Below are 23639 nucleotides of genomic sequence, written 5' to 3' on the forward strand. Positions count from 1 at the left end.
CTTAGCCATTAAAATTGGCCATTTACATTAGCCATCTAAAACATCCAAAAACTATTCCCTTATGAGCTCATCTTTAAGGGCGATATATTCATTAATTGCGATAAAGTAATCTCCTACAGCACGAGAATAGGCGACTTTCATAGTGAAAAAATTATTCATCGCTTCGATAAGACTACGAATGTCCGTTCGGCCTTGGGAGTAAGATCTATTCAGTTCATTGAGTGCCTTTTCCCGAAATTCTTTTTGTTTTTTAATAGACTCTACTAATTGCAAACTCACTTGAGCTTTGCGGAAAGATTGAAAAAGATGATCCTGAAATTCAGCGGCAGTTCTTTGCAATTTCGCTTTTTCCAGATCGGCTGCTGCCTTTTTATTTAAGTATTCGGCATCTTGTAATTCGGATCCAAAACTATGAGATAGTTTTAGTCCAACATAAGCTTTGGGGTTTTTCCCTCGTGTGAGCTCATTGAGAGAATCCGTCGAGGTTTCATCAAGTCCTGTTGCCGATAATTTGCCGACAAGGCTTAACTTGGGTCTATTTCGAGAATTGATTTCTTCAAGTTGATCTAGAGCCACTTGTACTTTTAACTCTTGAGACTTGATATTTCTTGAAGCTTTTGGATCTTTAGCTTGGTATTCCGGTAAGGGAGGAAGAGTTTTAGGAATTTCAAAATTAATTTCAGATCCAGGGGCTAAATGAAGTAAGGTGATCAGGCTTTCCATTTTACTCAGGTAATCTTGAGAGCTGTTTTTGACATTTTGTTCTCGGGATTCAGATTCTGCTAAAACTTGATTGAGTTCGCCAGGAGCCGTGTAGCCTAAAGAGTTCTTTTTTTGAATGCTTGAAACGAGTTTCAAATAACGTTCTCGGGAATTTAAAGATTCTTTTAAATTTTCTTGAGCGACATAGGCATTCCAAAATAACCGTAAACCATCTAACACAATGTTTTGCAATTCATCACTACGAGTGATCATCTGGGATTTATATAAATTTTCAGCAGCCCTCACTTTTAATTTATCGGCAACGCCAAACGCGTTATTCCACAGACTTTGTTCTATACCAAGACCCCAAGAATCTAGAGTGTACTGGCTTGAAGCATTTAGCGAAGTGGTAGAAAAAGAGTCCCCTTCCTTTTTTTGCGAGGTTCTGGCAACTTCAAAACTGAGAGTGGTGCCCGTAATCAAATTTTTAGAAAGGCTGGCTAGGGTTTTATAGCGTTCAAAACGGTAGTCTCCGATTAAAGAAAGGGACTCCGTTTTATCAATTTCGTAGCCAGATTCAAGATTCCATTGCCAGTCATAGAGACTGTAGATTTGGAAGGGTGCTAATTTATTTTGCTCATATTTTAAATCAGTTTCAGCGGCTTGATAGGATTTCTGAATGATTAAATCAGCCATGGTTTTTTGAGAGAGTATTAATTTTTCTGAAGAAACAGACTCAAAACTAAAAAACAAGAAAAACAAGAAAAACAAGAAAAAACGGAGAAGATAAAATAAACGGATCACCATAAATATGTAGCTCCTACGGAAAGAACGATGGGTTCCAGTTGAATTTGCGAAGCTCCAAGAACAGATTTGCGAAGGGAAAGCTCTGTATTTATCAGCACCTGGGAGGTAAGAGAGTAGTTCCCTTGGCCACCGATGCCGACAAAGAAAAGATGATCATTAGAACTGAGAAGTTCATTATCAGAACTTGTGACTTGTAATTGAAGAAAGCCAAACTCATAGAGGGAATTGAAATATAAATCCTTATTTTGATAAAAGCTTTTATAGCCGGTGAGATGAACTTGGCTTTTAGAGAGCAAAACAGCCTCGTAGGGAGACAGATCTTCTCTTGCTTGTTGGTAACCTAAATGAAGGGATAGAAGAGATAGATGAGATATCTGATTTTGATTGTAGGACAAAACAAAATGGAACATCAGAGGGTGAGGGTTTTTTTCTAAATTCAATTCAGAGTTTTTTTTATTTTTCAAAGATCCTTTTAAATTTTCAAGACTCAGGGAGAGGCCCACTGGAAAACGAACCCGCGGTGTTTCGATCGAAGATTCTATAGGGGCAATATGAAGTAGACCTGTGTCTTCAATAGAACCGAGAACGGGTTTCGAAGGTTGAACAGATTCATTTATTTCAGCAAGAGCTTTGTCTCCTAAGGGAATAGGAGCTGGTTTTTTAAGTTTAGCAGCGGCTGTGGAGAAAAGGACTCCAGAAAAAAAAGCAAAAATGATATTTCTGAGAAATATCTTTGTCCGCATGAGCCTTCCTAATGAGAGAAATTGATGAGCGTAGGTTCAAAGCAGGTATTTCCCTCATAAGGGTAACCCAGATAATACCACTGTTGAGTGGTGTAATTATACTTAACCAGACCGCCAATTTCATTTAATGAAAAAACGATTTCATTTCGATTCCATAAAGGTTGGTGGAGCAACCGGAAAGGAGCTGTTCCAAATTTTTTTAATAAATCCACCATAAAGTTTGCGTATTTGGTTGTTTGGGTGAGCCTATTCTTAGTCACATCAAAGACATTAATCTGTGCTTCAATAATGGCAGAAGGGTCTGTCTTGGAGGCGCTTTTCTCTGAGGAATAAAAGATGACGTTATTCACCATTAAAAAATTGTAATAATTCGCATTGGCTGAGTTTAGTTGAAAATAAATTTTTTGAACCCCAAAGCGAGAGCTTATAGCTCGGTAGGTTTTTGAATTAAGTCCCGTGTTTTCAATATTCAAATAAAAAATATTATTTTTGTAAACATTTAATAACTGAATATCACCTTTAACCCCCACAATTTGTGTGCCATCACTGTTTAAGTCATGGAGGATTAATTGCGTCTTAGTTGTTTCTTTATAGGTCCAAGCGGCATAGTTTTCCATAATTTGCGGATTATGAAAGCCAATTGGTTGGATCCACTGATGTACCATTGCCCCAGTAGAAAGATTGATTAGTTTCCAGACACCTATTTCATTTGCTGGGTACAAAAGCAAGCCCTTAGAAAGGGCAAAAAGGTGATAAGGAATTTCTGTAGATAAATTTTTTAACTCCTTTAATTTAGGTGGTAGATAGTTTAAAAATTGAGTTTTTGCTAATTTAAGAGAATTATTAATTTCAATCCTGTAAACTCCGAAGCTGCCTTGGCTATCTTCTGCGGCAATAAAGACAACAAAAACATCGTCACTCGAGTAAACAATTTGATGTGAAAGAATATTTTTAAAAGCATTATTTTTTGTATCGGTCAGAGTGTAAATAAAAGGATAACTAGTTTCTAGGGCATCCAGACGAGGGAAAGTCATTTGATGACTATTTGTTTTTTGCAAGAGGCAGGAAAGTCTTGCTGGAGTGTTAATTTGTCCAAAGGTTAAACAGCTAACAACAGTTGCTAAAAGTAATATTAATTTTGCCATGACATTTAGTACCATTGTCTAAAATGAAGTCAAGACTGCAGAAAAATACTACTTGAAAAACAATTGACGAATTGCATTATATACACCTTCATAGCTATTATTTACAAAGGCGAACATAAGCCAAAACCAGAACGTGAGCATCAAGCTCATCACTGTGATTTTTTTGAAAAGATTCCATGTATGCTGCTCAGTTAAAGTTAATTCCCCAAAAATAGAATCACTTTCGCTGATTATTTTTTTATTTAGTCCTTGAGCAAGCACAATTCGATGAGCCATTTCCAATTTGTAAAAGTGAACAGCAACCTGAATTTTATTATTTTTCTCTGGATCAAGTCGGGTAACGATGGCATGACAGGCCATTTGCTGGGACCCCGGAACGACAAATTGCACTTTGATAACCTCACCTAACAATGGACAAAGATCTTCGGGTGCGGTGAAGGACATTCCTGTCAACGAGACATTTCTGATCTCGGTGTCTTCTTCCCAGGTCATGTTGTGAGGCCCGGCAATTCGAATCAAACAATCATCCTCAGTATTAAGAATATAGCGTGGGGAGCGTGCGTGAAATCTAGCCAAACCTTGATTCATACCAGACCTATCGGTTTGTACAGGAATTACTTAAGGTGAATCTTACCCCGCCCCAAGGCTCAATTAAACAACGGCTCAATTATCAGCTAGGGGGGTTAGCTTAACCTGCTACGCAGGTCAGCTAATAGCCAAGCTGTTGAGGTTTAAGCACAAACCCGCTAGAATGCCTGACAGGGGTTACGCCTAGGGCTCAATTCTTCGTTCTTGTCGGTTGGACTCCTTGCGACTTGGCTTTGCTGTAAACATTTTTGACAATAGGGATGTGAAATGGTTTCAAAAAAAATAAAAAAAAACCATCAAAGAAAGTTTAAAAAAAGTCTTACTAAAAAAAGTCTTAAAGTTAAGAAAATAAAGGGTCATAAACAAGAATTGCCAATTGAAATTTCTAAGGAGTTTACAAATCGAGAAATTGGTTGGTTGTATTTTAATTTTCGTGTTTTATTTGAAGCTAGGGATGTGCGTAATCCTTTGTTAGAAAGAGTTAAATTTTTATCCATTGCCAGTTCGAATTTAGATGAATTCATTATGAAAAGAGTGGGACGGCTTAAAAAACAATTGGCCTATGGAATTTTATCTAAGTCCTCTGATGGTCAGACTCCGTTTCAGCAATTGAGTGGTATCAGAAAAAATGTCAAAGACATGATTAAAGAGCTAGCCCACTCATTTAAAGGATTAAAAAAGGAACTCGTTCATGAAGGAATTCATTTGTTAAAGTGGAACGAGTTGACAACTTTAGAAAAAGAACAAATTCGCTCTTATTATTTAAAAAATATATTTCCAGTTTTAACCCCATTGTCAGTGGATCCAGGCCACCCTTTTCCCTTTATTTCAAATCTTTCGACCTCGCTAGGGGTCACATTAAGACACCCAGAACATAAAGAAAAATTATTTGCAAGAGTGAAAATTCCTAAAGTTTTTTCGCAATGGATGAGTGTTAACGAGTATAAGTATGTGAGTTTAATTGATGTGATTGTGGCAAACTTAGCAGATCTGTTTCCAATGATGAAAGTTTTAAACGTGATGCCATTTCGCTTAACGCGAAATGCAGATATGGATTCCAGTGATGAAGATGCTGAGGATTTGCTCGAACAGATCGAAGAAGAAATTCGTCAGCGTCGTTTTGCTGAAGTCGTAAGGCTAGAGCATGGTCCTAAACCTGACCCTTGGATGTTAAAATTTTTAATGGACGAACTTGAATTGTCCGAAAATGAAGTCTATGAACATCCAGGGTTATTAGATTATACAGATTTAAATATCATTTATGAAATTCACCGTCCTGACTTGAAATTTAAACCTTACAAAGCGGTAACGCCCCTTGTATTTGCAGATGAAAGCCAGTCCATTTTCCTGGCCATTAAGCATCAGGATTTGCTGACTCATCATCCTTATGAAAGTTTCAAGAACACGGTAGAAAGATTCGTCAAAGAAGCCAGTGTGGATCCCAAAGTTTTAGCCATTAAAATGACTTTGTATCGAACCGGAGACAATTCTCCATTTGTAAAAGCCCTGATCAGAGCCGCGGAAGAGGGTAAACAAGTTGTTTGTTTGGTTGAATTAAAAGCCCGCTTTGATGAGGAACGAAATATTTATTGGGCTCAAGAATTAGAAAATGCAGGTGTTCATGTGGTCTATGGAGTCCTGGGTTTAAAAACCCATGCAAAAACCATCTTGGTCGTCCGGCAGGAAAATGAAGATTTAAAATGTTACGCTCATATAGGTACTGGAAATTACAACTCAGCAACTTCGAGGTTTTATTCGGACTTTGGCTTGTTTACAGACGATGAGACGATCACCCAAGAGCTTGTTGAGTTTTTTCATTTCTTAACAGGGAGGTCATTAAAAACAAATTATCAAAACTTGATGATTGCTCCCATAAACATGTTTCAAAAATTCAAATCAATGATTCAAAGAGAAGCGGATCATGCTAAAAATGGAAGGCCTTCCCACATCATTGCTAAATTTAATAGCATGGAGGAAAATGAAATTTCTTTAGCCTTGTATGAGGCTTCAAAATTAGGAACTCTTATTGATTTGATTGTTCGAGGCTTTTGTTGTGTAAGACCTGGAGTTCCTGGGCTTAGTGAAAACATGAGAGTTATCTCTATCATTGGAAGGTTTCTTGAGCATTCCAGATTATTCTATTTTCGCAATGGACAGGAGGATCCTTTGGATGGAGAATTTTACTTAGGTTCGGCCGATTGGATGTACAGAAACCTTCATGGAAGGGTGGAAGCCATCGTTCCTATTTTTGACAGAGTCTTAAAAGAAAAATTATGGCAAACCCTGCAACTTTGTTTAAATGATCAACGTCAATCATGGTTGATGCAGCCAGATGGTCGTTATATCAAAAGAGATTTAAATCAAGAAGGTGTTCATCAAAAGTTGATGCAAATTGCAAAACAAAGTGTTCAAATTATTGAAGAATCATAGAAGAGTCATTTTTAATTAATATTTTGAATCAGGTGAGGACCGATGCTTTTATATATTGTGAGACATGCCATTGCCGAAGACCGAGACCTATTTGCCAAAAAAAATCCAGAAGACAGTTTACGCCCTTTAACGATGAAGGGGAAAAAGAGAATGAGAAAAATAATTCAGGGAATTAAGAGAGAGCTTGCTGAAATCGAGCTTATTGTAACAAGCCCTTTTCTTCGTGCTAAACAAACGGCAAATCTTATTTCCGAAATGATTGGGAAAATCCAAATCGTTGAAAGCGCAGAACTTGTTCCCCAAGCGCCTCCCCAGGCCATCATTAAATGGTTAAAAATGGAGGGAATTAAACACAAAAAGATTTTGATCGTAGGCCATGAACCCCATTTGAGCTCCTTAGCAAGCTTACTATTGAGCGGAAAATCGGAAGGGCGCTTTATCGAATTTAAAAAGTCTTCCATAGCCTTGATAGAGACCGGAAATTTTTCGGAGCTCACTCCCTCCAGGGCGAGCCTCTTATGGCTGCTATCACCCAAAATGCGATGAGGATGGAATCTGAATCTCTAGAAGTGTCTTTTTTACTGTATAAAACAAGTACACTATAAAAATTTCATGTTTTAATTTAGAATCACTAGAAATTTGCAGCATCGTTTTTACAAGCATAAGACGAAATCCAAAGAAGGCATTACTTATGAGAATAGTCCTAGTGTTCATATATTTGATAGCACTTTCACCCTTTCTGGCATTAGCTGAAAAAGTCGAATTTCGTTACGAGTTTAATAATGAAACTTTGTTTTTTCGCTTTAATTCTGACGGGTCGCCAGATGAAGTTCATATATTAGATCAAGATGACAAAAATTGGAGACTTTTAGCAAAGGGAAAAATTTCAGAGCTCACATTGCCAGTTCATGATAATATTCCAGTACTGCCGGATGGGGTGAGACTTGGATCCCAAAAGACATCCGATTTTAACATCGTCATTGATGGTCACTGGGCTCTTTTAGTCTTGGCAAAAGGCATACCGCCCATACCGCCAGGACAAGGCAGGTACCTGCTTCCTGATGTAAATGTTTCGAATATCCATTACTCGCAAGGCTTTGATTATAATAATGATTTTTACCGTATCATCTCTTATCAAACGAATACGGGTCCCAAAACTATAATAGTTCGACGCTCTGATGGTAAATACCGGTTATTGGCAAAAAAGAAAATTTCATTCGATAAAAACACTGCCATCCAAAATAGAATTATTAATATTCCAGGTTTAGCAAGAACATTTAATATTGACGATTTTGAAGGTGGACCATCTGCTAAATTTGAACGCCTACATGAGATTCATGAAGAGATCGAACGCCTACGAGAGGATCTAAAGAACACGATCTTCGGGCAAGATCTTGCTCTCAACGCCCTCGTAAATTCTTATCGCGAATTGAAAACAAACACTTCAAACAAACCTCGAGTGGTACTCGCAATGGGGCCATCAGGAACAGGCAAGAGCTATACAGCTGAAACGTTTGCTGAGCTAAAAGCAAATGGTTTAGTCATGACGATCAAAGGAAATGAGTTTAATGCTCATGCTGGATCATTAGATTATATGAAGTTATTAGGAGGAGCCAAAGGAACATCAGCTGACAAAGAAGGTTCATTAATTACGTGGCTAAAATCACTTGAAGGCAAGCAAGGTGTTCTTATCATCGACGAGGGTGATAAAATGCATCCCGAAATTTGGTTAAAAATGATGGAGTTCTTAAACACTGGGATTTTAACAGATAACGAAGGGAAACTAATTAAAACTGAAAATTTGGTCGTATTCATTACCACGAATCGCGGTGTTAAGCGTATGTTTCCGAGTAATTCAAAAAATTGGTCACAAGCGCAAATCGACGAGCGTGCGGCTAGCCTTACGCAAGAACAGTTGAAAGCCTTTTATTTGCAAAAAGAAGGATTGGACGACAAAAATGTTCTTCCACCAGAAGTTCTCAATCGTATTGATGAATTTATTCCATATGCCCCGCTAACTCCTGAAGCCGCAGTAGGCATCGTCAAAAAAATTTCGACCGAGCTCAGTGATCACTATGAAATTGAATTTGGAATTTATTTTGAAGCCTCTGCTGAGGTATTAAGAGAGTTAGCCTTGGCTGACTTTAATGGATCTATTGATGGCCGTGCGGTAAAAAGAAATCTTTCAAAACTTTATAGCGATGGGTTGCACCTGGCGGCCAAAAAATTGGGGCTCAAGACAGAAGGTCATGTGCATTTGGAGTTAAGTACGAACCCTAAAGGCCAAAGATTTCTTCAAATGCGGGTTGATAGTGAAAGCCTACCATTAGCACCTCTTAGCCAGGTTAAATTAAGTCCAATGGAAGATCCTATTCAAGCACAAAGGCTTTTGAATATGGAATCTGAATTAAATTTGGAAGTCTTCGGGCAGACCGAAGCCATGCATGATATCGCCGAAGCGGCGAAGGCCCACGGGGGAATGAATAATAATGGACGACCATTGATTATTTTTCTCGGAGGTATTTCTGGGAACGGAAAAACTGAAACAGGCCGCGCCCTGGCTAAGGTTCGCTATGGCTCAGAAAATCGCCTCGCCATTATTCCTTTAGGTGGTGTTCAAAATGATGCTCAATTCGATAACATTTTTGGAATTTCAGCGCAATATAGAGGCGGCGATGTTGAGCGTGTTTTCGAAAAGGCACTTCGTGAAAATCCAGAAGGTGGAGTTTTAGTTTTTGATGAAATTTCAAATATGGGCGGTATGGACCGCGCCATAAAAGAAGGTCTATTAATGAAATTCTATGATCTTTTTGAAGAGGGTCGTTACATATCTCCCATTGATGGACGTGAATATAATTTAGATAAGTACACAATTGTTTTAACTGGCAATGATGGGCAAGATGCCTTTCGAGGCATGACCAATGATGATCTTCTGCTTACTACTTGGAAAGAAAATAAATCTCCAGATCGAATTCGCAGGATGTTACTAGCCCGAGGTTGGCCACAGGCCCTCATTAATAGGGTGACAATAAAATTATTATTAAAACCAACTTTGAGTACAGAAATTGGTCGAATTGCCAAAAAACTGCTGAAGCGTGAGCTTGACAAATTTCAAGAACAAAATCCATCTATCAAAGTTAATGTGCCCGAAAATTTCGCAGATCAATTGGCGAAGGCTTTCTTTGCTCCAGATCAAGGAGCAAGGGGACTTCGCGATGCTCTTGAAACTAAGATTCGAGGTTCATTGGTGAGTTCAGTTCTAAGAGCGCGGGCAACTCAAAAAACAGTTGAGACAATTACGCTGACAATGGATCTAGAAGATACTAAACGTAATAAGCCATATAAAATAAAAGGTACGCCTGATCGAAAAGTAAATCTGAAAGTGACGTCAAACCAAGAGGGGCAAGCACCTCAGACAGACAGTGTTGATCTGACAGAACACGCAACTTCAGAAGTGTTGTTGTCGAGTAAAAATGCCCGCTTAGTCAGTTTTCATGAAGCGGGCCATGCTGTTTTAGGTGAAAATACAGATTTCATTACTATTCGCGGAGGCCGAATGGGTGACACCGAGTACTATGGATATGCTCGTGAAGATCAATCAAAGAGAACTTCATTGAACATGGATCGTAAACAAGCCGTTCATAGAATCGCCACACTATGGGCAGGCCGCAAAGCGCAAGAGCTTGCTGGATATAGTGCTGATTCTGGTTGGACACAAGATTTGGCGTCCATTCGTGAGGTGATGACTTCGTACTTTATAAAATCAGGCCTAGATCGAGATTTTGTTGGAATTGCCGTGAATGACAAAGGCGAGCCGCAAATGTCACCGTCGATGAAAATTCGCTTAGAAAAGAAAATGTCCCTGATGGAAAGAGAAGGCGAAGAACTGGCAGAGAAGACTTTAAAAGACGAGTGGCCATTTGTAAGATCCGTCGTTGCCGAACTTTTGCGAAAAGGCGAGATAACCGGCGCCCGTTTTAGACAACTAAAGGGTAATTTGTGCCTACATTTCTACAAGAAAAAAATTAGAGAAAAAAAGTAATTATATGGAGAGTTGTGTCAGTCTAATTGGAAGAATTGTCATGCAATCGTAAATCCCTTTTAAACCAAAAAAAAGTGAATTTTGACGGTTTTTGACAAAGCCAAAGATTATACCTTTATATAAATTGAAAATTCAGATAGCCTGCTAGTGAATGTCAGAGACTAATAAAAAAAAATTAAATCAAATTAAAAGTTCTCTTTTTTCCAGATCTCTGACCATGGCTAAATTTTCTTTCAACGCCGGTGCTAGCTTAGCAAGTCAAAGTCTCTCGGGTTTGTTTCAAACGCAAGCCGTAAAAGACTCTCATTGGAATCATTTTTTAAGTTCCCAGGCTGAAGCTTTCTCCAAAGAAGCGGGTGCGCTCAAAGGCTCCATTATGAAGGCTGGACAAATGCTTTCCATGTATGGTGAATATTTTTTTCCAATAGAGGTCAACCAATTTTTTAAAACCTTACAACAAGACACACCCGGTTTAAGGTGGGAAGCTATAGATCCTCTTCTGAAGGATTATCTTGGTTTGGAAAAGTATCTTGAACTTGAAATTGAAAAAGAGCCCATCGCTTGTGCTTCACTTGGTCAGGTCCATCGTGCGAAAATCAAAAAAAGCAAAGAGGAAATCGTTTTAAAAATTCAGTATCCAAAAGTAGATCTTGCTATTGATAGCGATTTAAAAGCCATTAAATCTTTTATCTATTTTTTAAAAATTATTCCAAAAGAAATGAATTTGGAAAGTGTTTTTAGTGAAATCAAGTACATGTTGCTTCAAGAAAGTGATTACGAACAGGAAGCGCAAAAAACCATCGAGTTTAAAAACCGTTTACAAAATGATAATCGTTTTATTATCCCTAAGGTGTATCTGGAATATTCAAATAAAAAAATTCTGGCTACTTCTTACGAAGGTGGGTTACGTTTGGAAAATGAAGTGATCCAATCGCTTAGCCAAGAACGCAGAAACCATCTTGCGACAAATTTTTTAGACCTTTACTATAAAGAATTATTTGTTTGGAAAGAACTTCAAACAGATCCTCACTCCGGAAATTATAAAATTCGATTAAATTCTCAAGGAAAGGATCAATGGGTACTCTATGATTTTGGGGCGACGAGAGAATATCCAGAAGAATTTTTAATTCCCTACTATGGTATGATTAAAGGGGTCTTATTCAATGATCTTGCTCTTTTTAAAAACTCTGCACAAAAACTAAAATTTATATACGAAAATGATGACCTTGGCCTTTTAGATATTTTTACCTCGTTTTGTGTTGAAACCGTCGAACCCTTTATGCTGCCTAATGATACCAGACAAAAAGGTCCCATGGACAGTGAGGGAAATTATGATTGGAAAAACACGGATCTTCCGAAAAGATTATCTGGAAAAGTCATAGAAATTTTAAAAAAATATGCATGGCGAACTCCTCCCAAAGAGTTATTATTTCTTGATAGAAAAACCGGAGGCGTTTTTATTATTCTTTCTCTTCTTAAGGCAAAAATGAATTCAAGGGACATTCTTATCAAATATTTGAAGGATCTCTAAACTGATCGCATTTGATTAACGCAAGCAAATTGCTTTTTTTTCACTAAACCTTCGAAAAAATTAATTGTTTCGATTGTTAATTTCCGAAAAGTTGCTTAAATTTTGTGTTGTTATAGAGATGTCCATTTCTGATTTCCCAATGTCCAAGATAAACTGGAATTCCGATGGGTTTTAAAATGCCTAGCAGATCAGGACTTGAAACCACAAAATGATCAACATCATCGAGACTTAATTCCCCTAAAATAAGGGTTTCAAAATATCTTTCTTTGATTCGTTTGGGCAATTTGCCCCTGAAAAATGTTCCCATAAAATGCATGATCTTTTGAAATGAAACATCAAGAGTTTTACTTCGTTCATAACCAAATTTGAAAGAGTCACTGGCTACCCATAAAGACCGCCGTTTCACTTCAGATTTCATCACAGCGCCTATCTCACCAAATTGTGAAATTAGGTCTTCAGCCATGACTTCGCCAATGTCTACATCGGCTCTGATATTAAGAAAAGCTGATTTCGGTCGAAGCTGTATGGCTTTAAGGCTCGAACCTAATTGTAAACCAATATTAGCATCTTCAATTTTAAGTCTTCTTTTTATATCCCTATTCCCATTTGATGTTCCTTTTTGATGAAGATTTATAAAACCCTTTTCTATTATGGATTGAAGATCTCGCGGCCAGAAGTGTAACACAATATCAACGTCATTGCTCATATCGACAATGGCTCCTTCGGAGAAATTAATTTGATTTTCAAATTCCTTTTCCTTTGAGACCCATCGTTTAATAATAGATCGTGCGATATCATTAACTGAGTATTTCCTATAAATGGGAATTGGAATCTTGGCCCTATCGGGCAAATCTAAGATTATTTTTTCCAGATTGGAATTATTTTCACTTAGTTCAGAAGTTGCGTAATGATCGAAGCAAAGATTCTTGTAATTTCCTAACAAAGGTTTTGCATTTAATATTCTGGGTAATATCAAGGTACTGCCAACAATAAAATTGACAAGTGTCAAAATTAAAAACACTTTTTCTTGTAATTTCCTAAAAAAAAGTCTCACGTGACGCCTTCTTTGCTATCACTTTGGAGGCTGCAACAAAGAGTCCAAAAACTTTTCTATCAAAATCAAACTAATGCTATCGAATGCAAACTAATGCTAAGTAAAAACCATTTTATTAGAAAAAAGTACTCGTTGGGAGGGCAAGCGGGTTAAAATTACCATAAAAATTAAATGTAATCTAACACGGTTGAATTGAATTGGTTGAATACTTGCTCTTATGAATCAGAGAAATCGAGGTTTTAAAAAAGCCAAATTGCAAAAACAAAAGGAGAATTTATGATAAGAAAATTGATGTTGAGGGGATTAATGATAAATAAAATAGCTTGGGTTTTATTGATCTCACTCGCTTTAGCGTCTTGCAACAAAAAGAGTACCAATACGGATCCGATTGATAATACCAGAGAAGCTTTAAAGGACGCTAATTTACAAGAAAAGACGTTCAGAGGCGATTGTCAGGAAAAACCTATAAATGAAATTGTAACAGGTTTGCTTACATTGGGAGAGAGTTCATTGAAAAGTCAAAGGATACAATATCGATTTGCAGGTGCAAATGTTTCACGAGTGACCCATTTATACTCTTCAAGAGATTGTAGTGGTTCAGAATCTTTCACTTTTGAAGAATCTGGTGAGCTCCGAATTCAAGATGGAACAAAAACACCTGATGGGTCGACTTTTGTTGAGTTCGATTATCAAAAATTAGAACTTAAAATGTCTAGTCAAGAAGGTGTAGTTATCGCGAATGCTGCCAATGTTTGTGGAATGAATGATTGGAGTCTCAACAATTCTAGAGATGTAATTACAAAATCAGAAAATATAAATTGCTATAATTTAAGAGTCCCACGGCAAGAATACAATGTTTACCGAATTGATAGCGGAAACACACTATTCTTTGGAACCCATGCGCAAGTTAATACTCCAGAGTCTCGACCCACATCAGTCAAGACTGATCTAAAATACATTTCTGAATAAATTTTTGAACAATTCCTAGAATAAATTACTGACTGTTAGTTTGTTTGATTCCAGTGATTCTGTGAGGATTGGGCTTGAAATGTGAAAACGGCATTAAAGTCACAATCCTCCATTTATTGGTTGGTGAAGATACAAGCGTGTTACAGATTATCAATAAGGACCGAGAAAGATTGAGAAACGTTATTAAAGCTTTTGGCCTGATCCATAGCTGCCTGGAGAATGGCTGGTCCAATACGCGCTTCGAGACCTATGGTAAAATGATTTCTATCTAGGGAGGTATCTATTCTTGAGGGCTCACGGTAGTACCCAACTCTCCAAGTGACGGATGTTTTAGTTCTCTTCATAAGAAGTTGTTCGGCACCCAATCGAAAAATCGAAACTTCCTTGTCAGCAACAGGAACTAAATTTGAATACTCGTTAGATTCGAAAACATAGGTGTAAGTTCCTGGGCTCTTGAACGTATCTAAATCAAAAACGATTTTTGTTTTTTGATCTTTTAAATTATAAAAAAATCCCAGACTATTTTTTTCAGGAATGATAACAGAGTTAAAATAATTACTTTTCGGATTGCTAAAGTCCCAAAAGGATTTGCCCGTGTAACTGTAGCCGAAACCAATATCCTCATTAAATCTGATAGCCATACCATATTTGTAATGGATAAGGGAGTGCTCTTGTTCGCTTACTTCTGCAAAGGAAGAGACCGATTGAGTCGCTTTGGATTCAATGACGTTGACGCCTAAACAAAAATTAGAAATAGGACAGTGGGATAAATTCAAAGCGGTATCTTTAATGGATAATTTTTTTTCAGTAGCTGAAAAATTATTGATTAAGCCAACGGCATAGGGTTGTATGACTCCGATACCTATAGAAAAAATTTTATTTTTGTAGTGAACTCCAAATAAGGATAAATTCTGAGTTTGCGATTTACCGACTCCATTGCTGTCGATATCCAACTCGTCATTGTTTAATATATTGTTTGCACCATCCAGGTTATAGCTCCATTTCGCAAAACCAGTTCCTGCTGGATTGAGGATAAAGGCATTACTGTCTTCGCTCAAGGCGGTGTAGGCGCCGGCAAGTCCCAAAACTCGACTTGAGCCAAGGCTATAATGGCCATAGGCTCCGTAGGAGCTTGCAAAGGAATTTATTGAAAAAAGAGAAAAGATCAAAGGTAGGTATTGTCTCTGAATATAGTTTTTTACCTTGGAGAAAGGATAAAATTTTATTAATAATAAGATAAGTATGACAAGTCGCAAAAGTAAAAATCCTTTAGAGGGCGTTTGAAAATTTTTCAAGCACTCTCTGAGAGAAAAAGTTTATCCTTATTTTGATGTTAGGAAAGTTTAAAGTTTAAAACAAGGTTTTAGGTAATTTAAATTAAATGAAAAGAAGCCCAATCGTTCATTTTAATAGCTACTTTCGGATTGATGGTAGCATTCATATTATCATTCACGTTTTATCAGTATTTTTTTGTATTAATTTATTTTGTCTAGGTGCAAATGCCGAGGATAATTTTTTTATGGAGCCCTATGTGGGTTTTTCTAAGCTTGAAGTTTTAGACTCCAGCACGACCTACAAGGATATAAGTGACAATTATATTATTGGGGTAAGGTCTGGAGTCAGACTCAATAAATTATTTTTGTTGGGGGCCGATTACCATGCGGGAGGTCCCTACCAATTTGGAATGGTTATTAACAGAGGTTCTTGGACCACCAAATCTTTGGGGATTATTTTTGGTTTAGACTATAAAGTCATTAGATTTTGGTATTCCTATTACCCCCAATCTCGAATTGATGATACTTTTAACAATTACTCCCTAACAGGAACGGGACAAAAATTTGGCTTTGGATTAGAACTAAATCAAAAAATAAGAGTAAATCTTGAAATCATGTGGTACGCTATGACGAAACGACTCTATCCTTATCTGGAACAGGATTTTTCTCAGTTTGTTCCTAAAGAAACAAATGCCTATTTGAGTGTTCCCGTAGAATTTTGATTTTTGAGTAGAGTATTTATACTCGTCGCATTAATGACCATCATCATATATTTTCTAGACTTAAGGGCAGAGGCTTTAGTCAAACAAGGAGGATATGTGAGAAATTTATTAATATGTTTGTTGCTATTAGTTCCTGCATTGAGTTTTGCTGATGAGTTACCAACTTTGAGATATTCAAATATAGATGCCGGGTATATCCCGGATGGTTTTGATTCCAATGATAATGTTCAAGTTGTGGTTGAAGGAGTTTACAGAGATACTTGCTCGAAACCTGCAGGGTCGAGGTTTAAAGTAAATCCCATAACGAAAAATATTGAGGTTGTTCTGTATGAATATCGTTACGAGGGACTTTGTTTAGATGTGCTTGTTCCCCATGATGAGGTCATCAATCTGGGGGTGGTTACTGATGGTCAATACAAGGTGATGCAGTCTGGTGGTCGAAATATTGGAGTCTTAAATGTGGTTAAGGCGACTAAAACAACTCCGGATGACTATCTGTATGCGCCCGTAGCTCAAGCTTATTTAAAAAGTCAAAATGGCAAAGTGGCAGTAACTATTTCTGGAGTGTTCACAAACTCTTGTATGAAGCTAAGAAAAATCATTCCTAAGGTGCAACCTAAAGTGATAGCTGTTGCTCCCATTGCTGAACTAGAACAACGTGCAGGGGTAGGGTGTGTCAATGGAAGTTATCCTTTCGAGCAAACAATCCTTATAAATAATGTCAAGCCAGGAAGATATTTGCTTCATGTGAGATCACTAAACGGCAAGGCCGTAAATAATCTCTTCGACGTTAATTAAAAATTCAGCTATTATTTTTCTAAATGAAGGTTCTTGTTTTTTTTCTACTCTCTCTTATTTATTGGCAAAGGGCATTTGCAGAGCTAAGTTGTGAAAATGTTAATGACTGCCATGAAAGTGTTGGTCAGCTGAGGATTAGAGAGAGTAAGGGTCAGCTCAAAGTATGTACTGGTTTTCTGGTAAAGGACAATGTAGTCGCTACGAATCTACATTGTCTTCCTGATGATCTAAAGCAAATAGGTACTAGTTGTTCAAAAGTTATTTCATTTGCTTTTCCAGAAAATAAACTTGGTTCCAATTCTTCAGATAAAGCAGAAAGTAATAATTGTGATAAGGTCGTCTTTATCACGGCGCCATTGTTTGAAAATGGGCTCAATGTGGATTTGGCCTTATTGAAATTTGAAAAGTCATTTCAACGAAAAGTGCTTAGAATTTCCCAGAGCGGATTCCCATTTCAATCAAAATTTCAGATTTATAAAATTGATCCTACAGAAAAAGGTGGCGTGCTTAAAAAAATAATCTGCTTGCCTAAGCCAAAAACTCTTTTGAATCCTTATTACGTGACCGAAAAGAGCCCTATCATTAACTTAAACCCTTGTGTGGCTATCAAAGGGAACTCAGGTTCTCCTATTTTATCTGAGGATGGATTGGTTCGGGGGATGTTAAGCTCAGGGGGTGGATTCGGATTGAAAAAAGAGATGCAAGAAATGAATACGGTTTTTGGTTCTAACTTTAGCTGTGTTGATCTAGGAATCTTGGGATATCCTTCGATGAATTTGAGCTCTTGCGATCTTCCCATTAATCCCGAGAACGAAAAGAAATTAGCTAATGAGCTTTATGCTCAAGAAAATATGAAACTGTTGAAGCTAGTTGAAGAAAAGCTGCAGTACGAGAAGAGGTTTAAAAATTCCGAGATGAGATTATTCAATTGGAGTCTCGTATCCAAAGAACCATCAAAAGAAAATGATCATCAGCACAGTGCAAATACGAAAGGTGATTATTTGGTAAAAGAAATTATTTTTAAGCTAGCACCTAAGTGCGTTTTGTTTAATGGAAATCCAATGGGTATTTTGAGAAAGAAGATCAAAGAATCAAATTTGATTGGAATCTCTTTTGAGTTACCTGAGTTTATTGCTAAACAAAAAATTGGAACCCAGTTAGATTTTTCAGCTGAAGTCATTGAAAAAAGTTTAACATACAAAGTGAATATTCCTGTTATCGAATTTTTTAATGAGAATCTTATTAAATTTGATGTTGAAATCCAGAGTCCCCTCCAGACAGTTCAAAGAGAAAAATGGGAATTAAAAGCCTGCGATTAAAAAATAGTTCTCTTTTTTAAGATCAGCAATTGTGCTCCTTTATTTTATACGGTAAAAACACTAATGAAATTGTCAATTCATTTCAATTCAAAGGATAATTAAATGTCTCCTGTTGATCCGATCAACCTAACAAGAGAAGAGCTTTTCTCCATTATTGAAAATCTACCTTATGCGACTGGAGTATTTGCAACGGATCTTCACTATATCTATTACAATCGAGCCGGTGAAGTGATGAGTGGAATACCATTGCTGCATGCCATGGGTAAGAAACCAAATGATCTATTGCCTTCCAACGTTTGCGATACCTTTGTTCCTTTAGTTGAGGAAGCCATTCAGACAAAAACTCCGGTAGAGAAAGAGATTCAGATTTGTTTTGGAAAAGAGATCATAACTCTTCGGTTGAATTATGTTCCTATTCTGAATGGTCATGGGGAAGTTAACTGCGTCCTAGGGATCACGCAAGATGTATCGGACCAACAGTTTGTCAAAAATCAACTCAACTTAGCTGAATCAATTTCAGAGTCGGGAAGTTGGCTCCTAAAAGTTCTTGAAAACAAAATCTGGTTAAGCGATCAAGCCGCTCGTATTTTGGGGATAGATAGTCATTCAGCCTATACCATTGATTCATTTATAAATTCATTTACTTTAGAAAGTCGAGATTTTCTGAAAAAATGCATAGAGAGATCTTGCAAGACTGGTGATTCTTTTGATCAGGAGTTTAAGCTGGTCTTAAAGTCTAATTTCGAAAAGTGCTTACGGCTAATTGGGCAACCTAACCGATTTGGGGACTCTGTTCAGTCTATTTCTGGATTTTTACAAGATATAACAGTCCATAAAAATCAGGAACTTTCTTTGCAAAGGGCCCTTGTTAAAGCCAATTATGCAATTCAAGCAAAGAACGATTTTCTTGCAAATATAAGTCATGAAATTCGCACGCCACTCAATGCTATTGCAGGTTTTTCTGAATTAATTTGTGATCCGGGACTTCTTTCAGATTTAGAGTTGAGTGATATAAAAGAAAGAATCAAGATCAACGTAAAGAATCTAACAAGAATTATTGACGGACTTATTGATATTTCTCGAGCAGAACAGAATGTTCCAAGAGCTCAGCGAACAAATGTCCCTCTTAGAAGGCTCGTAGGTGAAATCGAAGCCTTTGGATCTCATCGCGCACGAATGAAAAACCTTAATTTTTCGGTAGAATGTTTTTTGGATCCTGGGCAATTGATTTACATTGATTTCAGTAAAACCTTTCTGATCCTAAGAAATCTTGTAGAGAACGCCGTTAAGTTTACTTCAAAAGGTTTTGTTCAGGTTAAATTTGATGAAAGAAAGAATGATCATGGGGAAAAAGATTTAATTATTTTTGTTGAAGATACTGGAATTGGAATTTCAGCAGATCAAAAAAAAGTTCTTTTTACGCCCTTTCAGCAAGGCGATGCTTCATCAACGAGAGAAAATGAAGGTCTTGGTCTTGGTCTTGTTTTGGCTAAAAAATACGCCCAACAACTCAACGGGAATCTACAGTTAATTTGGTCAGAACCAAATCAAGGAAGTCGATTTGAGTTTATTCTTGTTGATGTCACCTCAGGTCCTTAGCAATATCACCCAGGATTCACGAGCTTTAAAATCGTAGAGGATAAGGCTAACCTTTCAATAGGCTTTGCTATATGTGCCGAAAAACCTGCTTTGAGTATGCGAGTGACATCTTCAGGAGCTGCAAAGGCTGTTAAGGCGACAATCGGAAGGCTTTTTGTACATTCAGAATCTAACTTGTTAATCTTGCGAAGAAAGCTGTAGCCATCCTCTCCAGGCATAGAAATATCGGTCAGTAAAATATCTGGATGGAATTTCGATAATACTTGAAGGCCACTGACTGCTGAATCGGCGACCTGAACCTCAGCGCCAAGAGACTTTAAGATGGAGGCAATCAGTATTCGATTGTCTTCATTGTCATCGACAGCTAATATTTTCAATCCATCCAGACGTCTTGGCTTTTTTTGAAGATCGGCCCCTTCCATGAAAAGGCCAGTTTGAGTTTCAGACTCAGGGATCAATGGGAGGGTCAAAGTAAAGGTAGCTCCCGTTCCTGGACCTTGACTCTCGGCTATAATCGTCCCACTTTGTGTTTCAAGGAGAGTTTTGACAATAGCCAGGCCAAGTCCTATTCCGCCATATTTTTTCGCTGTAGAGACATCTTCTTGGACGAACCGTTGAAAAATTAAAGGAATAAATTCCTTCTTAATGCCAATTCCCGTGTCCCTAATGGCAATTTGAACAAGTCGTTCATTTGGAGAGTCCTTCAGTGAACCTTCGATAACAATTTTACCACCTTCAGGAGTGAACTTGATTGCGTTTGTGAAGAGGTTCCAAAAGACCTGTTGCATTCTTGTGGGGTCTGCATAAACAAGACATTTTTTTGGAAGGTCAAACGTCTCAATCAGGAGAGATTTATTTTTCGCGAGGCTTGTAACAGAATCAATGGTTATTTTTAGGACGTGAATTAAATCAATTATTTTTGGGCTGAGAGAAAGCTTTCCTGAATTAATTCTTGATACATCTAAAAGATCGTTGATCAGCTGGCCTTGAACCTGAGCGTTTCGTTCGATCATAGAAAGACCTTCTTCCAGGCCTTTTGGGTCATCCATTTTTGAACGAAGTTCTTGGGCCCATCCCAAAATTGTCGTTAAAGGGGTGCGGAGTTCATGGGAGAGAGTTGCTAGAAATTCATCTTTTTTGCGATTGGAATTTTCGGCAATCTCCCTTAACATTTTTTCATGTTCCACTATTGTTCTCAATTCTTTTGTATGACTTTTGGGGATGGCTTGAAGGGAAAGAATAGCAGCTTTTTTTTCTGGACCTAATAATTCTGTGTTCTTTGAACTCACGAGGATCTTTTCTCGACCCTTCTTAAAAAAATCAAACTCTATTTCTAGATCAAAAAAGTCTAATCCCTCATAAATGGACTTATCAAGAGCATTCATCAAAATAGGTTTGTTCAATGGATCATGGCAAAAATCGAAAAGAGAGTGTCCTGTTATTTCCGAAGATATACAGTTAAATTTTTCATAGAACGCTTTATTAGTAGCCTTAATTTTTTTTTCTGAATCTACAAGAAAAACGGGAACGGGAACGGCTTCAATTAGCGACCGCATGCATTTTACTAAATCAGATTGATTGGTCATCTTTTTAAATCCTTTTCCCAACGCTTCTATCTTCTGTTCCTTTTCTTTAAATACGCTTTGAAGTTCTTATTTGATAAGTTTTCATTTAAGTTGGCAAGAACTGAGAGTGCAGTAATATCTTTTTACTCAGAATTTCTATTTACTTTCGCTCTGTGTCCTGGAAGAACTCTAATTGAATTTAGAATTGTTGTTTTTTCTTAAGATTGATTGAGAGTAGATCACTCGATTAATCATAAAAAGCTTGGCATCTCGAAGGGGAAGGTGACTAGCAATAATTGGCTGGGTCTGTCGTCAGAAGATACAGCTGATAGCCTCTTTTAAAATAAGCGCATTTTCTGCAATTAAATTTTGGCATGGTTTTTTGCAATATAATTTCGAATGATTAAACTAAATGATGATATCTTATAGGAATCATAAGGAAAATCTATGCAAAAAAGTTTACTGGTATGTTTGTTGTTATTAAATTTTTTAACATTTACTCTCGCCTCCGAAGAAGGAAGTAATAATAGTGTTCCTGATAGTTTTGAATACGACCTTCCTAGTCAAAATAAAATCAGAGTCACCTTATCACAAATGGTGGATGGAATTTCAGGGGCAATCAAAACAATTGTAGAGATCCATTTAGTTTCAGTAAATGGTGACACCGTTTTACATTCGCAAATTTTTGATGGAAGTCCTGATCAAGCAAAAACCCATCTGAGCTTGCCTCACCCCAAAAAAAACTCAAATTCAAACTCAGTACAAAGTCATGCAGAAATTAGCCCAGCAATTAATTCAGCAACTAAGTCATCAATAGATTTTGATCATCCTGAATTTGAATCTTACTTAAAAGAACAAGGGCTTTTTGTTTATGAAAAAAGTCCTGACAGAACACTTTTCGTGGTGGATCTGAACAAGCGCTCAAGTTCTCCTTTAAATCCCTATCAACCTGTAACTTATAAAATACCAGTTCATGAAAATATTTTGAAGGAGTATACAACCAGAAGGTACAACCTGAGACTCATAAACCATAGTGATCAAATTACAGCCTCTTTGGTCCAATGGGAAACTAACAGTGGATCTGCCTTAGACAGATTAAAGCCACCCTTTCTTTTATTTCAAGCCTTTGATTTTAAGCCAGGTACCAATCATTATGAGAATACGGCACTGTTTCTAATTAATAAGAATAACAGAGCTAGCTTTATGAAACCCATTGCACGTCATGCCATTCAAATTGGAAATCCAAAAGATTATAAGTTGAATTTTTCAATAGACAGAAACCTAGGGCAGCTGAACATGAGTACTATCGATATTCAAAATCATCTCTTTGAAAGAAAAAATGAAGTTATTATTAATCTAGATAATATAGTTGGGGGCCCTCAGGATGCCGCTCTCCAAAACCAATCCCCTAAAGGTTTTGCTAACAATAGGTCCTATGACCTGATGATGAAATTTCCAATACTTTATGATCCCGATTCTAACTTATTGAAATTGTCGCCATCTTCTTCGGGGCCACCCAGGGATATTTCAAAATTCTTTCACCGTGAGGATTTGGCGACCCCTAAGGGAAGAGTTGAAATTGCTACTTATCTAAAAAAGATAGAAGAGGGAATCAATGCTGTCCTCGAAGGCCAGCCAGAAGCCGTTGACGTCTTAATGGGATTTGAAAAATTAAATGTGGGGTCTGGTTACGAAAATAAAAAACCAAATGTGGCATGGTTTGCAGGTCTTCCAGGAACGGGGAAAGACACGTTAGTAGAAGTTTACCTTCAAGTGAAGCATGCATTACGTTACCCAAATTTAAAAGAAGACTTTAATTTGAATGATCATCTTTTCAGGTTGCCGAAGTTGATTAAAGAATCGGATTTAAATGAGGTCAGAGGGGCGCCACCGGGCTATGTTGATAGCCAAAGCCTATCTGCATTTATTGAATGGTTGGTACTTCACTCTGGCGGAAAATATTATATAAAAAGAGATGAAAAAACCAATTCCTTTCAAGGAGTCCACCTGAATAAAGAATGGCATCCGGGTGATGTGCTACCTGGTTATTTTGCACCTGAAGATGGAGTTCTTTTTGCCAACGAGTTTCATGATTGGAGCAAGTCCATGATTAATTTATTCTTAAAAGAAGGAGCGGAGAAAGGTTCCTTTGAAATTGGAAATGCGGCTGGAGGGGTGAGTCGCATTGAGGTCCCTGTAAATATTGTAATTGCTTCTAATCATCGCCTCTCCGGTTTTAAGCGGGGTTGGGCCATTTGAATAAAAATTCGTCAGTGTTTATCGATAGATGATTCAAGTATCCACAGCGCTGAAGTATCTTTCGCATGAAGCTGACCTTATTGGTGTAGTTG

The 23639-nt window shown here is 37.4% G+C and carries 17 protein-coding genes; 10 read left to right on the forward strand and 7 right to left on the reverse strand.

Going from position 1 to position 23639, the window contains the following annotated elements; all coding sequences use genetic code 11:
* Positions 1-51: 51 nt before the first annotated feature.
* Genes J0M15_09140 through J0M15_09155 form a run of 4 tightly spaced genes read right to left on the reverse strand, consistent with a single transcriptional unit; the run spans position 52 to position 3985 of the window.
* The gene (locus tag J0M15_09140) at positions 52-1509 is read right to left on the reverse strand and encodes a TolC family protein (protein MBN8537207.1); all 1458 of its coding nucleotides are present in this window, start codon (positions 1507-1509) and stop codon (positions 52-54) included.
* Positions 1503-2252 carry a hypothetical protein gene (locus tag J0M15_09145; GenBank protein MBN8537208.1) on the reverse strand — a complete coding sequence of 250 codons (750 nt, stop codon included), beginning with the start codon at positions 2250-2252 and terminating at the stop codon, positions 1503-1505. Before J0M15_09145 ends, J0M15_09140 begins: the two co-directional genes overlap by 7 nt.
* Positions 2253-2260: 8 nt before the next feature.
* A complete protein-coding gene (locus tag J0M15_09150; protein MBN8537209.1) occupies positions 2261-3397 on the reverse strand; it encodes a hypothetical protein in 1137 nt (378 codons plus the stop codon).
* Between the two features lie 48 nt (positions 3398-3445).
* A complete protein-coding gene (locus J0M15_09155) occupies positions 3446-3985 on the reverse strand; it encodes a PilZ domain-containing protein (protein MBN8537210.1) in 540 nt (179 codons plus the stop codon).
* A gap of 267 nt (positions 3986-4252) precedes the next feature.
* On the opposite strand from J0M15_09155, the gene ppk1 reads away from it, so the two are divergent.
* The 4 genes from ppk1 (at position 4253) to J0M15_09175 (ending at position 11988) form a co-directional block, all read left to right on the forward strand.
* Positions 4253-6415, forward strand: a complete 2163-nt coding sequence (ppk1, locus tag J0M15_09160; protein ID MBN8537211.1) for a polyphosphate kinase 1 — start codon at positions 4253-4255, stop codon at positions 6413-6415.
* Between the two features lie 42 nt (positions 6416-6457).
* Complete coding sequence (gene sixA / locus J0M15_09165; GenBank protein ID MBN8537212.1) at positions 6458-6961, forward strand: phosphohistidine phosphatase SixA; 504 nt, start codon at positions 6458-6460, stop codon at positions 6959-6961.
* A 145-nt stretch (positions 6962-7106) separates the two neighbouring features.
* The gene (locus J0M15_09170) at positions 7107-10457 is read left to right on the forward strand and encodes an AAA family ATPase (protein MBN8537213.1); all 3351 of its coding nucleotides are present in this window, start codon (positions 7107-7109) and stop codon (positions 10455-10457) included.
* A gap of 151 nt (positions 10458-10608) precedes the next feature.
* Positions 10609-11988 carry an AarF/ABC1/UbiB kinase family protein gene (locus J0M15_09175; protein ID MBN8537214.1) on the forward strand — a complete coding sequence of 460 codons (1380 nt, stop codon included), beginning with the start codon at positions 10609-10611 and terminating at the stop codon, positions 11986-11988.
* 76 nt (positions 11989-12064) lie between these two features.
* On the opposite strand, the gene J0M15_09180 is transcribed toward J0M15_09175, so the two are convergent.
* Positions 12065-13042: a hypothetical protein gene (locus tag J0M15_09180; GenBank protein MBN8537215.1), complete on the reverse strand. Its 978-nt coding sequence runs from the start codon at positions 13040-13042 to the stop codon at positions 12065-12067.
* A gap of 276 nt (positions 13043-13318) precedes the next feature.
* On the opposite strand from J0M15_09180, the gene J0M15_09185 reads away from it, so the two are divergent.
* A complete protein-coding gene (locus tag J0M15_09185; protein ID MBN8537216.1) occupies positions 13319-14011 on the forward strand; it encodes a hypothetical protein in 693 nt (230 codons plus the stop codon).
* A 140-nt stretch (positions 14012-14151) separates the two neighbouring features.
* Here J0M15_09185 and J0M15_09190 read toward each other — a convergent pair whose 3' ends face one another.
* A complete protein-coding gene (locus tag J0M15_09190; GenBank protein ID MBN8537217.1) occupies positions 14152-15306 on the reverse strand; it encodes a hypothetical protein in 1155 nt (384 codons plus the stop codon).
* A gap of 86 nt (positions 15307-15392) precedes the next feature.
* On the opposite strand from J0M15_09190, the gene J0M15_09195 reads away from it, so the two are divergent.
* The 4 genes from J0M15_09195 (at position 15393) to J0M15_09210 (ending at position 19723) form a co-directional block, all read left to right on the forward strand.
* Entirely contained in the window at positions 15393-16007 is a 615-nt protein-coding gene (locus J0M15_09195) for a hypothetical protein (GenBank protein MBN8537218.1), read from the forward strand.
* Between the two features lie 96 nt (positions 16008-16103).
* On the forward strand, positions 16104-16805 hold the full coding sequence (locus J0M15_09200) for a hypothetical protein (protein ID MBN8537219.1): 702 nt from the start codon (positions 16104-16106) through the stop codon (positions 16803-16805).
* 23 nt (positions 16806-16828) lie between these two features.
* Entirely contained in the window at positions 16829-18124 is a 1296-nt protein-coding gene (locus J0M15_09205; GenBank protein ID MBN8537220.1) for a trypsin-like serine protease, read from the forward strand.
* A gap of 102 nt (positions 18125-18226) precedes the next feature.
* A complete protein-coding gene (locus J0M15_09210) occupies positions 18227-19723 on the forward strand; it encodes a PAS domain-containing sensor histidine kinase (GenBank protein MBN8537221.1) in 1497 nt (498 codons plus the stop codon).
* Between the two features lie 5 nt (positions 19724-19728).
* Here J0M15_09210 and J0M15_09215 read toward each other — a convergent pair whose 3' ends face one another.
* Positions 19729-21309 (reverse strand): response regulator, encoded by a 1581-nt coding sequence (locus J0M15_09215; protein MBN8537222.1) that lies wholly within the window; start codon positions 21307-21309, stop codon positions 19729-19731.
* A gap of 426 nt (positions 21310-21735) precedes the next feature.
* On the opposite strand from J0M15_09215, the gene J0M15_09220 reads away from it, so the two are divergent.
* Complete coding sequence (locus J0M15_09220; protein ID MBN8537223.1) at positions 21736-23547, forward strand: hypothetical protein; 1812 nt, start codon at positions 21736-21738, stop codon at positions 23545-23547.
* The last annotated feature ends 92 nt before the right edge of the window (positions 23548-23639 follow it).

It is taken from the genome of Deltaproteobacteria bacterium, from assembly GCA_017302835.1.
Taxonomy (GTDB): Bacteria; Bdellovibrionota; Bdellovibrionia; order Bdellovibrionales; family Bdellovibrionaceae; genus UBA2316.